This window comes from Edaphobacter sp., assembly GCF_035763405.1.
Classification (GTDB): Bacteria; Acidobacteriota; Terriglobia; order Terriglobales; family Acidobacteriaceae; genus Edaphobacter.
In genome coordinates, this window is the sequence record NZ_DASUBE010000042.1 from 1 (window position 1) to 12,859 (window position 12,859).

Here is a 12,859-nt window from a genome sequence, read left to right on the forward strand (position 1 = left end):
ATGGTGCATGACATCGAGAATGCGATGGACCGCGACATCGATTCGCTGGAGTGGATGTCGGAGCCGACGAAGGTGCGGGCCAAGGACAAGCTGCATCTGGTGGCGAACAAGATTGGCTATCCGGATAAATGGCGCGACTACTCGAAGCTGGACGTGAAGGCGGATGATGCGCTGGGGAATTCGCAGCGCGCGAATGCGTTTGAGAATGATCGCCAGTTGAACAAGATCGGCAAGCCGGTGGACCGCACCGAGTGGGGCATGACTCCGCCGACGGTGAATGCGTACTACGACCCGAGCATGAACGATATCAACTTTCCTGCGGGGATTTTGCAGCCTGCGTTCTACGACAAGACACAGGACGATGCGGTGAACTACGGGCACATCGGCGCGGTGATTGGGCATGAGCTGACGCATGGGTTCGACGATCAGGGAATGAAGTTCGACGGTAAGGGCAATCTGGACAACTGGTGGACCGATGCCGACAAGAAGAACTTCGAGCAGCGCACGGATTGTCTGGTGAATGAGTATGGCGGGTTCACTGCGGTTGACGATGTGAAGATCAACGGCAAGCTGACGCTGGGTGAAAATACCGCGGACAACGGCGGGCTGGTGCTGGCCTTCATGGCATATATGGATCGCGCAAAGAAAGAGGGCGTGGACCTGACCGCGAAGAAGGACGGCTACACTCCCGAGCAACGCTTCTACATTGCATACGCGCAGAACTGGTGCGAGAACTCGCGGCCGGAGATGGTGCGGACGCAGGTGCTGACGGATCCGCACTCGCCGGACCACTTCAGGGCCAATGGCGCGATTGTGAATCAGCCGGGATTCGCGGCGGCGTTTGGATGCAAGAAGGGCGCGCCGATGGTTCCGGTGAATAGCTGCCGAGTTTGGTAGAAGCAGGGTGTAGGGTGTAGGGAATAGGGTGTAGCCATGAGAGCGGAGGCTTCGGCTTCCGCTCTTTCGTGTCTCTGTTAAGCGAGAGAGTTTTCTTCTACTTCCGCCCCTCGTTCCCCTGTTGCTCCTACGCCCTATTCCCTACACCCTACACCCTGTGTTGTGCGAGAGTGGAGGTATGGCGGCTTTGGTGAAGGGGCGGGCAGCGGGGTTTGCGGCTTGTTTTGTGGCCAGTTCGCTTTGGGGATGTGGATTTTTCTTCGGCAAGATTGCGCTGCGCGAGATGGGCGTTCCGCACATGGTGTTGTACCGGTTTCTGTTTGCGGTGCTTGCATTGGCTCCGCTGATGGTGACGCATCGGCCGGAGCTGAACGCGCGTGAGTGGGGCTTGTTAACGCTGACGGCGTTTCTGGGAATTCCGCTGCAATTTCTGCTTCAGTTCTACGGGCTTTCGTTGACGACGGTGAGCCACGCCTCGCTGATGGTGGGGATGATGCCGGTGATTCTGGCGGCTGGCGCGGCGGTAATGGTGCATGAGCGGCTGGATGCGGTGGGGTGGGGGGCGCTGGCGGTGTCGAGCTGCGGCGCGGCGCTGATTGCGCTGAAACATTCGGGAGGCGGAGCTTCGCGCGCTGGCGACCTGCTGGTGGTCGCGTCGCTGGTGGTGGGGATGTTCTGGGTCTTGCTGAACAAACAGTTGATGGAGCGGCACTCGGCTGTCGTGGTGACGGCGTATGGCATTTTGCTGGGGACGGTGATGCTGGCGGTGTGGGTGCCGGTGCGCTATGGGATGCCGCCGGTGCATGGGATTTCGACGGAGGCGTGGCTGGCGCTGGCGGCAAGCGGGCTGCTGTGTACCTCGACGACGACACTGCTGTGGAACTGGGGGATGACGCAGGTGCCTGCCTCCGAAGCTGGCGTGCTGCTGAATATGGAGCCGCTGATTGGGAGTCTGCTCGGCGTGCTGGTGCTGGGCGAACACTTGGGCCCGAATGCGTGGATGGGCGGCGGGTTGATCCTGGCGGCGGCGGTGACGCTGACGACACGGTCGGAGTCGAGAGCACGCGAGCAGATGCCGGTGACTTAAAGGCAGCAACAGGGATCAGGGAGTAGGGACCAGTACAAGCTTCCTCGTCGTTCGTCGCCAGATCGTCGTGAGAGCGGTGCTGGCGATGATGAGTCCGGCGGAGAGGCCGCACCATAGACCGACTGCTCCGTAATGCAGGCGGAAGGCGAGCAGACAGCCGATGGGCAGGCCGATGATCCAGTAGCCGATGAAGTGCGAGATGAGCCCGGCGTGGGTGTTGCCTGCGCCGCGCAGCGCGCCGGTGGCGGTGATCTGCACGCCGTCGAAGAACTGGAAGAATGCAGCGACGTAGAGCAGCGGCACCGTAGCGTCGATGACAGCGTGATTTGGCGTGAAGGCGCGCGCGATGTCGTGCGCGAAGAAGAAGAGTATGACCGCGAAGGTGGACATGCAGGCCGCGCCCAGGAGCATGGCTGCCCAGCCTGCGGCGGCGGCTTCGGACGGAGCCTTACGGCCGATTCCCTGCCCGACGCGCACGGCGGCGGCGGCTGAGATGGCGAACGGAACCATGAAGGTGAAGCTGGCGCAGTTCAACGCGATCTCATGGCCGGAGAGCGGGAGTGGGCCCATGGTTCCGATGAGAAAGGTGACGGTGCCGAAGATGGCGATCTCGACGAAGATCTGTCCGCCGGCCGGCGCGCCGAGCAGGGTGAGGCTGCGCAGGCGCGAGCTTTCGATGTGCCGCAGCATCGAGCGGAGGCCATAGTTGTGCTTGCGCTCGACACGGCAGATGGTGATGACGAGGAAGAGCGCGAGGTAAAGGCGTGCGATGGAAGTGGCGAGGCCCGCCCCGTAGATGCCGAGCGCGGGGATGTGGATGGGGCCGATGTTGTTGCCGAAGATGAGGAGCCAGTCGCCGAGGAAGTTGAGCAGGTTGGCCGTGATGAGCGCGACGGCGATGGGGCGCGCGTGGTTGAAGGCCTGCAGATAGCGGCGCAGGGTGAAGTAAAGGAAGAGCGTGGGCGTGCCCCAGTTGAGCGCGTGCAGAAATACCGCGGAACCGCTGAGGATGCTGCGGTCGATGGGAAGATGGAACATCACAAGCGGCGCGGCTGCAATGAGGATGGCGAGGATGGCTGCAAGCGCGGCGGCGAGGACGAGTCCGTGGTAGAGCCAGCGGTTGGCTTCGTCGTAGTGGCCTGCGCCGTGCGACTGCGCAAGGTAGGTGTCGAGGCTGAGCAGGATGCCCGCGATGCCGAAGGCGAGGGTGTTGTAGAGAATCTGGCCGAGTGAAGCGGCGGCGATGTTAAGCGCGGCGTTGTGCATGTGGCCGACCATGATGGTGTCCACGATGGTCATCGACATCCAGCCAAGCTCGGCTGCGATGAGCGGCAGCGCAAGTGTGAGCATCGGGCGGATTTGGTTGCGGATGAGCATGGGTCTGGTCTGAGGTGTATCTCCGCGGAGGGTGGAGGGTTCATTCTAAATTTTTAATGTTGCGCGCCGGGTGGACCTGCATTTGCGGATTATGCCGGGCAGCGGCGGCTCGATCGTATGTGCCTGATGTTGAGCGTGAGGTATATACTCCGACTCCTTACAAAGGAGTTGCAGCCATGACGCATCGTATGTCTCGTATCGCAGCTTTCGTTGTCTTTTTCCTGGGCAGCTTGAGTTTGAATGCACAGTTCCCTCAGATCCCACAGATCCCGGGATTGGGGAACAAGCCGAACAACGCCTCCGGGCTGGACGATACGAAGATTGCTTCCGGCTTGAAGGACGCGCTTTCGGTGGGCACCCAGAGGGCGGTCAAGCTGGTGGCCAGGCCAGGCGGCTATCTCGACAATGAAGAGATCAAGATTCTGCTTCCGCAGAATCTGCGGCCTGTGGAGAAGGTTCTCCGCGCGGCTGGGCAAGGGCCGAAGATTGACGATTTTGTCGCCAGCATGAATCACGCTGCGGAGAGTGCGGCTCCTGAGGCGGCGACGATCTTCGGCAATGCCGTGAAGGCGATGACGATTGACGATGCCCGGAAGCTGCTGAATGGCGGCAATACGTCGATCACGGACTACTTCAAGTCGAAGACCTCTGCGCAACTTGCGGCTGCCTTCCGTCCGCATGTCGAAGCTGCCATGAAGACCAATGGTGTCACGCAGCAGTACGAGGCGCTGGTGGGTCAGGTGCCGAAGATGCCATTTATGAATAGCTCCAGTATGGACATCAATACCTACGTGGTGAATAAGGCGCTTGACGGCTTGTTTTACATGCTTGGGCAGCAGGAAAAGGAAATCCGAACGAATCCGGCTGCGCGGTCTACTGCGCTGTTGAAGCAGGTCTTCGGGCATTAGCGATGTTCGTTGGGAGTGACGGGATTCGGTTGGGTTGAGAGAATGAAGGGATGGATGAGTTTGGCGCGGTGCGGCTGATTGCGGTCGATATTGATGGAACGCTGGCGGTGGACGGGCGGGTGAGTGAGCGGAACCTTGCCGCGATGAAGGCTGCGGAGCATGCGGGCGTTTCGGTGGTGGTGGCGACGGGGCGGCGGCACTGTTATGCGATGAAGGTGCTGCGCGGGCTTGGGTTGGGCGAGGATGATGCGCTGATCAGCTCGAATGGCACGGTGACGCGGACGATTGGTTCGCGGCTGCTGGAGCGGACCATGCTGCCGGTCGAAACAGCACGGTGGCTCTGCGGGCATGTGGATGAGTTCCGCGATGCGCTGGTGATGACCTTCGACAAAGTTGGCCCCGATGGCGAAGACTCGCGCGGCGCGCTGGTGGTGGAGCGGCTGGAGGAGCTGAACGCGAGCATTGGCCGGTGGATGGCAGCCAATGAGCCGTATATTGCTCACGTCGATCCAATCGAGCGGGCGCTTGACGGTGAAGCGCCGATTCAGATGATGGTGTGCGGCACAGTGGAGCGGATGCGCAGGGCCGAGGCGCGGCTGCTGGAGCATCCTGCGATCTCCGCGCCGAGCATCACGCACACGGCGCAGTTTGATGGCGAAACGTCACTTGAAGTGGCGCTGCACAGGACGGAGTATCCGGAGCGCAACCTGAGCATCGTGGATATTCTGCCCGCAGGATGCAGCAAGGGCGCGGCGCTGCTGCGGCTGGCGGCGAGCCGTGGAGTTCGCCGCGAAGAGATTGTAGCGATTGGCGACAACTGGAATGACCTCTCGATGCTGGAGATTGCGGGCAGGGCTGTGTTGATGGGGAATGCTCCCGGGGACCTGCTCCGGCTGGCGCACGAGCGCGGTTGGGCGGTGGCGAAACGCCATGACGAAGATGGAGTTGCGGAGACGATTGAGGCGGCTCTGGCGGCGATGGCCGGTGAGTAAAGACTTAAGCGATCTGCACCGATAACACCGATTCGACCACGGATTTTCACGGATTGCGCGGATAAAAGCAGAGAATCCGTGTTCATCCGCGTCAATCCGCGGTCGCTTTTAATCGGTGTCATCGGTGCTAGGCATTTCGCCGCATGACGCGATGGTGGGAGAGGGATTCCCGCGCTCGGATGGTAGGCTTTTAGAGTGGTGATGCGTGCGAATGCGGCGTGGCTGGGCGTGCTGGCGATCATGGTATGTCCGCTGGCTGGAGCCATGGAGCATGTGACGCTGAAGAACGGGTTTGCCGTGGATTGCGTGCGGCGCGAAGCGGTTGGGGGCCGGGTTCGGCTGTATCTGAACAGCGCGCAGAATGACGCGAATTATCTTGAAGTTGCGGCCGGAGATGTGGTTCGCGTGGAGACGATGCCGGACCCGCCGCGGCCTGTAGCCGCAAGCACGCCGGTCGCGGTGAAAAACGCTCCTCCTTCCGTTGCGCTCACCAGGACAGAGATGCGCGAGATGCTGGCGCACGCCGGGGCTGCTCACGATATTGATAAAGACCTGCTGGCAAGCGTAGTGCGTGCCGAGAGCGGCGGGCAGGTGCGGGCGGTCTCGCGCACGGGCGCGCGCGGGCTGATGCAGTTGATGCCTGCGACTGCGAACACACTGGGCGTGAAGGATTCGTTTCGTCCTGATGAAAACATCGCGGGCGGGACAGCGTATCTGGATGAGTTGCTGACGCGGTATCACGATAACGTTGCGCTGGCGCTGGCTGCTTACAATGCCGGGCCGGGCGCGGTGGACAAATATCATGGCGTGCCTCCGTACCACGAGACGCGGGCGTATGTGGCGCGCGTGATTCGAGAGTTCAACCGGCGCAAGCGGATGGCCGTGGCGGCCCGCGGGCAGTAGGATTGGGTGAGGCCCGCAGTGCGGCTGGGCCGAATTTTCTATGAACAAACGGAAACTGATCTTTTGGGCCGTCGTTGTGGCGGCGCTGGCGGTGCTGGTTGCGGTCTTCCGCGACAAGGTCCACTTCGACTGGAAGATGTTCTGGCAGCAGTTGCGGTTCGTGAGCTGGCGGCACATCTGGGCAGGCATTGCGCTGATCTATGCGACGTACTGGCTGCGCTCGGTGCGGTGGGCCGTGTTTCTTTCGCCGACGAAGAAAGTTCCGGCAGTGACGCTGCTGGGGCCGCAGTTCATCGGGTTTACGGCGGTGGCTCTGTTTGGCAGGCTGGCGGATTTGACGCGGCCCTACCTGGTGGCACGACGTGTGGAGCTGCCGCTGAGCACGCAGGTGGCCGTCTACACGATTGAGCGTATGTTCGACCTGGGCGCGGCGGCGCTGGTGTTTTCGAGCGCGCTTGCGTTTACGCCGAAGACCCTGCCGCATCACGACGTCTTCGTGCGCGCGGGTGTGGTGAGCCTGGCCCTGACGCTGGTGATTGCCGTCTTCGCGGGCGTGGTGCGGCTGGCCGGAGGTGTGGTCGCTGGCTTTGCGCGCGGCACGGTGGGGCTGCTTTCAAAATCTGCGGGCGAGAGCATCTCGTCGAAGATACTCGGGTTCCGCGATGGGCTGAACGCGCTGAAGTCGGCGAAGGACTTCGGCGTGACGGCGGCCATCTCGCTGCTGATGTGGCTTTTGATTGGCTGGGCGTATGTGCAGACGGCGCACGCCTTTGTGCACACGCCTGAACTGGCGTCGCTGACGTTCTCGCGCACCATGCTGTTGATGGCGGCCAGCATCGGCGGGTCGCTGTTGCAGTTGCCGATCATTGGATGGTTTACGCAGATCGCCGTCACCGCGGCTGCGATGCATGAGTTCTACGGCGCGCCGATTGAAGCTGCCACGGCCTGCGGCGCGCTGCTGCTGCTGGTGACGTTCCTCTGCATCATCCCAACGGGGCTGGTCTATTCGCAGATTGAGCACGTGAGCCTGAAGAAGATTGCCGATGAAAGCGGAGCGGCAAAGGACGCGACCATCGCGGCGGATGCAGGCACGGCCGAGTGAACGCGGGGTATCGAAGACCCGTCTATCTGTGCCTGGCACTGGCGACAGTTGCCGCGGGATTGACAGTGCGGTTTGCGCCGCTGGGGTTGCCGTGGTTTGTGATGAAGTATGGCGGCTCGACGCTCTGGGCGGTGATGATCTACTGGGTGCTCGTTCTGGCGTGGCCACGACGAAGTCCTGCGGCGCTGGCCCTGGTTGCGGGTGCGATTGCGACGCTGGTGGAGTTTTCGCGGCTCTATCACCTGGCATGGCTCGACGCCTTTCGTGCGAGCCTGGCTGGAGCGGTGTTGCTGGGGCGATACTTTTCCGTGTGGAACATCGTGGCGTATTGGGTGGCGATTGCTGCGGGCGCGCTGCTGGATGCAATCATCATCAGGCGTGCCGGTAATCGCGCGCTGCTAAAATCGAACCAGCCCCGATGAAATGTCCCTACTGTGGTTTTGCCCAGGACCGAGTGGTCGATTCGCGCGAGAGCAAAGAGGCGGACTCGATCCGCAGGCGGCGCGAGTGTGAAGGCTGTAACAAGCGATTCACGACCTACGAACGCATCGACGAGATCCCCTACATGGTGGTGAAGAAGGACGGACGACGCGAGAAGTTCGACCGGCAGAAGGTGCTGAGCGGGCTGCTCCATGCGTGCGAGAAGCGGCCCGTGCCGGCTGTGCGGCTTGAACAGATTGTGGACGAGACCGAAGCCTTCGTGGTCGATTCGCCGGAGCGCGAGCGGACGACCACCGAGGTGGGCGAGCTGATTATGAACCGGCTCAAGCATATCGACACCGTGGCGTATATCCGGTTTGCGAGCGTGTACCGCGACTTCAAGGACGTGCGCGAGTTCAAGGCGGAACTGGAAGAGTTGCTGAGCGGAAAAGATACGAAGCGGCGGAAGTAAGGTGACGATGACAACGAAGAAGACACACAAGATTACGTTGATTCCCGGCGATGGGATTGGGCCTGAGGTTTCGGGTGCTGTGGTGAAGATCGTCGAGGCAGCGGGCACGGCGACGGGGGTGAAGTTCGAGTGGCACATGCACAATGCCGGCGCCGATGCATTCGAGAAGACCGGCGAGTATATTCCGAAGGCCCTCTACGAGTCGATTGAAGAGAACCGCGTGGCGCTGAAGGGGCCGGTAACGACGCCGGTGGGCGGCGGGTTTACGTCGATCAACGTAACACTGCGGCAGAAGTTCGAACTGTTTGCGAACTTTCGTCCGGTGAAGAGCCTGCCCGGGTTGAAGTCGAAGTATCCGGACATTGACCTCATCATTGTGCGCGAGAACATGGAAGACCTGTACGCGGGCCTTGAACACACGGTCGTGCCGGGTGTGGTGCAGGCGCTCAAGATCATCACGGAAAAGGGCTCGACGCGGATTGCGCAGTTTGCGTTTGACTATGCGCGGAAGCATGCGCGGAAGAAGGTCCACGCCATCCACAAGGCGAACATTATGAAGCTGTCGGATGGGCTCTTCCTGCGCTGCTGCCGCAGTGTTGCCGAGAAGTTTCCCGAGGTCGAATACAAAGAGCACATCGTGGACAACGCCTGTATGCAACTGGTCATGAACCCGTACCAGTACGACATTCTGCTGACTGAAAATCTTTACGGCGACATTATCAGCGACCTGTGCAGCGCGTTTGTGGGCGGGCTGGGGCTGGTGCCGGGCGCGAACCTGGGGACGGAGTGCGCGATCTTCGAGGCCGTGCATGGCTCTGCTCCTGACATTGCCGGAAAGAATATGGCGAACCCCACGGCGCTGCTGCAAAGCGCGGTGCTGATGCTGCACCACATCAACGAAGGCGCGACAGCCGAGCGGGTGCAGACGGCGCTGGAGCAGGTCTACCGCGAAGGCAAGGTGCTGACGAAGGACGTGGGCGGCACGAGCGGTACGCGGGAGTTTGCCGAGGCTGTTGTTGCGGCAATGGAGTAGTTCGTTATCAGTTGTCCATTATCAGTTGACAGTTGCGGTAGAAGGAATGAGGTTGGCATGATAAGCCGGGTTTGGGGTTGGTTGGCGGTTGCGGTTCTGGCGAGCGGGCTGGCGGGTTGCAAGTCGAAGACGGCGACGCATGAGGGCGCGGCTTCTGAAGCGAAGGCGCGGCCTCAGGTTCCGGTCGTCCCTCTGGACCCGGCAACGCTTGGGACGATCAGCGGCACGATCCACTTCAGCGGCAAGGCTCCCGAGCGGCTGAAGATTGACATGAGCCAGGACCCTGTGTGCGCCATGACGGGCGGCGACAACTACGCGGAACAGTATGTGGTGAAGGACGGCAAGCTGGCCAATGTCTATCTCTACGTGAAGAACGGGCCTCCTGCGGCGATGACGCAGCCCGCGACCGACACGGTGCCCGTGGTGCTGGACCAGATTGGCTGCAAGTATGTTCCGCATGTGATTGCGGTAATGGCGGGCGAACCGGTCGAGTTTAAAAACTCCGACGCGACGATGCATAACATCCACACCATGCCGGACGTGGCGGGCAACCCCGCGTTCGATGTCTCGCAGGCGGCGAACGGCGGCCCTGACAGCAAGATGTTCAGCGCGCCGGAGACGATGATGCCGGTCCGGTGCAACAACCATCCGTGGATGAATGCGTTTATCAACGTTTCGGCGACGCCGTACTTTGCGGTGTCGGATGCGGACGGAAAATTTACCATCAAAGGACTGCCGCCGGGGACGTATACTCTGGCAGCGGTGCATGAAAAGCTGGGCGAGCAGACCATGACCGTGACGGTCGCTCCGCAGAAGACAAGCAAGGCGGACTTTACGTATTCGATGAAGTGAGGAGGCCCGGATGGTCGCTGCACTTTTGACCTGTGGAACGGCTGTGCTTGCGGTGGTCGAAAAACAAATGACCATCTCGCTCTCATTCGCAACCCACAGCCTGCCGCTGTGGTTTCTGGTGTTCGCGCTGTTCCTGCCCCGCATTGCGCTGTTTGTGATGTGGCTCCAGGGCGGGCTGGCTCCCTTTCATCTGCACAGCATCATCCCGCTGCTGTTCGCTGTCTTTCTGCCTCGCATCCTGGTGCTGTTTCTGATTTATGTGGATCAGGGACTGAGCCTGTGGTTCATCATCCATCTGGTGGTGGCGCTCCTGGTCTGGGGCGGCAGTGGGCACAAGATGCGGCATAGACGGTATCGGGATTCGTAAATAGCAACGACAGAGCATCGGCACGGGGATGGGCGCCAAATCCTCCCTTCAGATTTTTTACTTGACTAACCATAACCATACGGTTATGGTTTAAGCATGAAGCAGGCCAATGCCGACAACGTGTTTCGCGCTCTCGCCGACCCGACGCGCCGGTCCCTCTTCGAGGAGATGGCGCGGCAGGGCGAGCAGACCGTCCACGCGCTGACCCGGTATGCTGGCGTGTCGCAGCCTGCTGTCTCGAAGCACCTGTCCGTGCTGAAGCGGGCGAAGCTGGTCGGGCATCGCCGCGAGGGGCGCGAGACGCACTATCGCGCGCGGCCCGAGGCACTGGCTTCGATGGCGGATTGGCTAAAGGTGTATGGCGCGTTCTGGCACGACCGGTTCGACCGGCTTGAAGAAGTTTTGGAAAGGATGAAACCATGAGCAATTCAGTTCAGAGCAATCCTGCAACGCTTGTCGTCGAACGAGTATTCGCGCACCCGCCTGCAAAGCTGTGGCGCGCGCTCACTGAAAATGCGCTGTTGGCCGAGTGGCTGATGAGGAATGACTTCGAACCGACGGTGGGGCGAAAGTTTCAGTTCCGCTCGCAGCCCGTGCAGGGCTGGGACGGCGTGATCGACTGCGAGGTGCGCGTCGTCGATCCGTTGAAGCAGCTCTCCTATACGTGGAGTTCCATGGGTGCGAATTTCCTGGTGCTGTGGACGCTGACGCCGACGGACGGCGGCACGCATCTGCGCATGGAGCAGTCCGGCTTCGGTCCCGATATGCCGCAGGCGTATGGTGGAGCAAAGTACGGCTGGCAGAGCTTCTTCAACAAGCTGGAGAAGGTGCTCGGCGGGGATGCGGCATGAAGGGAAAGAGCATTGCGTATTGGACGACGACCGTCCTCGTGGCGTTCTTTATCGGAAGCGGCGGCGCTGCGCAGGTGGCGCATGTGCAGGCCACGGTCGATGGCTTTGTGCGCATCCTTGGCTATCCGGCGTACTTTGTAACCATACTGGGTGTCTGGAAGGTGCTTGGAGCGATCGCCATCCTCGTGCCGCGTTTTCCGCGGCTCAAAGAATGGGCGTATGCCGGTATCTTCTTCGACCTGACGGGTGCAGCCGCGTCCAACGCTTCGATTGGCGGTTACGGGGCTTATGGATTTCACGTCATCGCTCCGCTCGCCATTGCCGGTCTTATGGTGGCATCGTGGGCGCTGCGGCCGGAGAGCCGCGTCGTTGCCGGCTTCGTTCCAGCAAAATACGGTACGCCGGCATAAACACGAGACGAGTAGTTCATCCGTGAGGACAGGTGGTACGGTCAGGTGTGGGCCACCCGTCAGGCCCCGGTCACATCGGCCAAAGCGAGGAGGACTATGTCGCGCAACGAAGGAAATGCACAGGAACGATGTGTCACCTTGCACATGGTTTCCAGTCTGGATGGCTTCATCGCCAGGAAGGACAACAGCGTCTCCTGGCTGGAGAGTACTGGGAGCGTCTACGAAGCCGGGGTGACCATTTCCGAAGAAGAAGCGGCGAGCTTTGTTAAAACAATCGACTGTTACGTGCTCGGTTCCCGCACCTATGAACACGCACTTGAACTGGGCTGGCCCTACGGCGATACTCCGGTCATGGTGGTAACGGGCAGAGAGTTGCCTTCGGCGAGAAAGAGCGTCGAGTTCTATGCGGGCGATCTCAAGACATTGATGGACGTGCAACTCGGGCCCCGCTATCGCAACATCTGGCTCGTGGGCGGGGCGATGTTGTGCCAGCGATTTTTGGAACTCGGCATGGTGGACGAAATCAGGCTGGTAATCGCGCCTGTCCTGTTGGGTGAAGGACTCCGGCTGTTCAGTGGCGGCATGGCGGAGGAGAGGTGGAGTTTGAAGAACGTCGTCGCTTACAGGAATGGTTTTGTCGAGCTGTCGTACTCTGCCGCTCGGGCGTGAAGGGTCTGCAAGCATGGATAGATCAGGTGCGAGAGAGGATCTGGATATGAAAAAGGCTGTTGCAGTGAAATCTGCCTCTGCGTCGATTGATGCGAAGATCGGCGAGCTTGGGGACTGGCGCGGGAAGACGCTGGCGAAGGTGCGCGCGATTATCGTGAAGACCGATCCGGAGATCGTCGAAGAGTGGAAATGGGCCAAGGCGACTTCGCCGGGGGTGCCTGTGTGGTCGCGCGGCGGCATCATCTGCACGGGCGAGACGTATAAGAGCGCCGTCAAGTTAACCTTTGCCAAAGGCGCTTCGCTCGATGATCCTGCCGGTTTGTTCAACTCCAGCCTTGAGGGGAATGTCAGGCGCGCGATTGATATTCACGAAGGCGAGAAGATTAATGAAGCGGCGTTGAAGGCGCTGATTCGTGCTGCGGTGGCGCTCAATCTTGAGGGGCAGGCTCGCAGGAGCAAGCCGAAGCCCCGGTCAGCGAGCAGCAGGCGGGCTGACTAGTTTCGGCGCAGGTCGCGGCT

The 12,859-nt window shown here is 60.9% G+C and carries 17 protein-coding genes; 16 read left to right on the forward strand and 1 reads right to left on the reverse strand.

The window, feature by feature from the left end; translation table 11 throughout:
* Positions 1 to 897: M13-type metalloendopeptidase (locus VFU66_RS03640; RefSeq protein WP_326444874.1), on the forward strand; the 897-nt coding region annotated here is incomplete at its 5' end.
* 178 nt (positions 898 to 1,075) lie between these two features.
* Positions 1,076 to 1,984, forward strand: coding sequence for a DMT family transporter (locus VFU66_RS03645; RefSeq protein WP_326444875.1), 909 nt, complete (start codon positions 1,076 to 1,078; stop codon positions 1,982 to 1,984).
* Positions 1,985 to 1,999: 15 nt separating this feature from the next.
* On the opposite strand, the gene VFU66_RS03650 is transcribed toward VFU66_RS03645, so the two are convergent.
* Positions 2,000 to 3,334: an MATE family efflux transporter gene (locus VFU66_RS03650; RefSeq protein WP_326444876.1), complete on the reverse strand. Its 1,335-nt coding sequence runs from the start codon at positions 3,332 to 3,334 to the stop codon at positions 2,000 to 2,002.
* A 203-nt stretch (positions 3,335 to 3,537) separates the two neighbouring features.
* Here VFU66_RS03650 and VFU66_RS03655 point away from each other — a divergent pair, with 203 nt between their 5' ends.
* The 14 genes from VFU66_RS03655 to VFU66_RS03720 all read left to right on the forward strand — a co-directional run bounded on the left by VFU66_RS03655 (position 3,538) and on the right by VFU66_RS03720 (position 12,839).
* A complete protein-coding gene (locus VFU66_RS03655; protein WP_326444877.1) occupies positions 3,538 to 4,269 on the forward strand; it encodes a DUF4197 domain-containing protein in 732 nt (243 codons plus the stop codon).
* A gap of 50 nt (positions 4,270 to 4,319) precedes the next feature.
* The gene (locus tag VFU66_RS03660; protein WP_326444878.1) at positions 4,320 to 5,261 is read left to right on the forward strand and encodes an HAD-IIB family hydrolase; all 942 of its coding nucleotides are present in this window, start codon (positions 4,320 to 4,322) and stop codon (positions 5,259 to 5,261) included.
* Positions 5,262 to 5,462: 201 nt separating this feature from the next.
* Positions 5,463 to 6,164, forward strand: a complete 702-nt coding sequence (locus VFU66_RS03665; RefSeq protein WP_326444879.1) for a lytic transglycosylase domain-containing protein — start codon at positions 5,463 to 5,465, stop codon at positions 6,162 to 6,164.
* Positions 6,165 to 6,204: 40 nt separating this feature from the next.
* Complete coding sequence (locus tag VFU66_RS03670) at positions 6,205 to 7,266, forward strand: lysylphosphatidylglycerol synthase transmembrane domain-containing protein (RefSeq protein WP_326444880.1); 1,062 nt, start codon at positions 6,205 to 6,207, stop codon at positions 7,264 to 7,266.
* A complete protein-coding gene (locus tag VFU66_RS03675) occupies positions 7,263 to 7,688 on the forward strand; it encodes a ribosomal maturation YjgA family protein (RefSeq protein ID WP_326444881.1) in 426 nt (141 codons plus the stop codon). The genes VFU66_RS03670 and VFU66_RS03675 overlap by 4 nt, the downstream gene beginning before the upstream one ends.
* Positions 7,685 to 8,158: a transcriptional regulator NrdR gene (gene nrdR / locus VFU66_RS03680; protein WP_326444882.1), complete on the forward strand. Its 474-nt coding sequence runs from the start codon at positions 7,685 to 7,687 to the stop codon at positions 8,156 to 8,158. The genes VFU66_RS03675 and nrdR overlap by 4 nt, the downstream gene beginning before the upstream one ends.
* Positions 8,159 to 8,165: 7 nt before the next feature.
* Positions 8,166 to 9,191, forward strand: a complete 1,026-nt coding sequence (locus VFU66_RS03685; protein ID WP_326444883.1) for an isocitrate/isopropylmalate dehydrogenase family protein — start codon at positions 8,166 to 8,168, stop codon at positions 9,189 to 9,191.
* 57 nt (positions 9,192 to 9,248) lie between these two features.
* Positions 9,249 to 10,043, forward strand: a complete 795-nt coding sequence (locus VFU66_RS03690; protein ID WP_326444884.1) for a beta-sandwich domain-containing protein — start codon at positions 9,249 to 9,251, stop codon at positions 10,041 to 10,043.
* Between the two features lie 10 nt (positions 10,044 to 10,053).
* Complete coding sequence (locus tag VFU66_RS03695; protein ID WP_326444885.1) at positions 10,054 to 10,410, forward strand: hypothetical protein; 357 nt, start codon at positions 10,054 to 10,056, stop codon at positions 10,408 to 10,410.
* A 96-nt stretch (positions 10,411 to 10,506) separates the two neighbouring features.
* Positions 10,507 to 10,833 (forward strand): ArsR/SmtB family transcription factor, encoded by a 327-nt coding sequence (locus tag VFU66_RS03700; protein WP_326444886.1) that lies wholly within the window; start codon positions 10,507 to 10,509, stop codon positions 10,831 to 10,833.
* On the forward strand, positions 10,830 to 11,261 hold the full coding sequence (locus VFU66_RS03705; RefSeq protein ID WP_326444887.1) for an SRPBCC family protein: 432 nt from the start codon (positions 10,830 to 10,832) through the stop codon (positions 11,259 to 11,261). Before VFU66_RS03700 ends, VFU66_RS03705 begins: the two co-directional genes overlap by 4 nt.
* A complete protein-coding gene (locus VFU66_RS03710; RefSeq protein ID WP_326444888.1) occupies positions 11,258 to 11,671 on the forward strand; it encodes a DoxX family protein in 414 nt (137 codons plus the stop codon). Before VFU66_RS03705 ends, VFU66_RS03710 begins: the two co-directional genes overlap by 4 nt.
* A gap of 96 nt (positions 11,672 to 11,767) precedes the next feature.
* On the forward strand, positions 11,768 to 12,340 hold the full coding sequence (locus VFU66_RS03715) for a dihydrofolate reductase family protein (RefSeq protein WP_326444889.1): 573 nt from the start codon (positions 11,768 to 11,770) through the stop codon (positions 12,338 to 12,340).
* Between the two features lie 46 nt (positions 12,341 to 12,386).
* Entirely contained in the window at positions 12,387 to 12,839 is a 453-nt protein-coding gene (locus VFU66_RS03720; RefSeq protein WP_326444890.1) for a DUF1801 domain-containing protein, read from the forward strand.
* Positions 12,840 to 12,859: the final 20 nt, after the last annotated feature.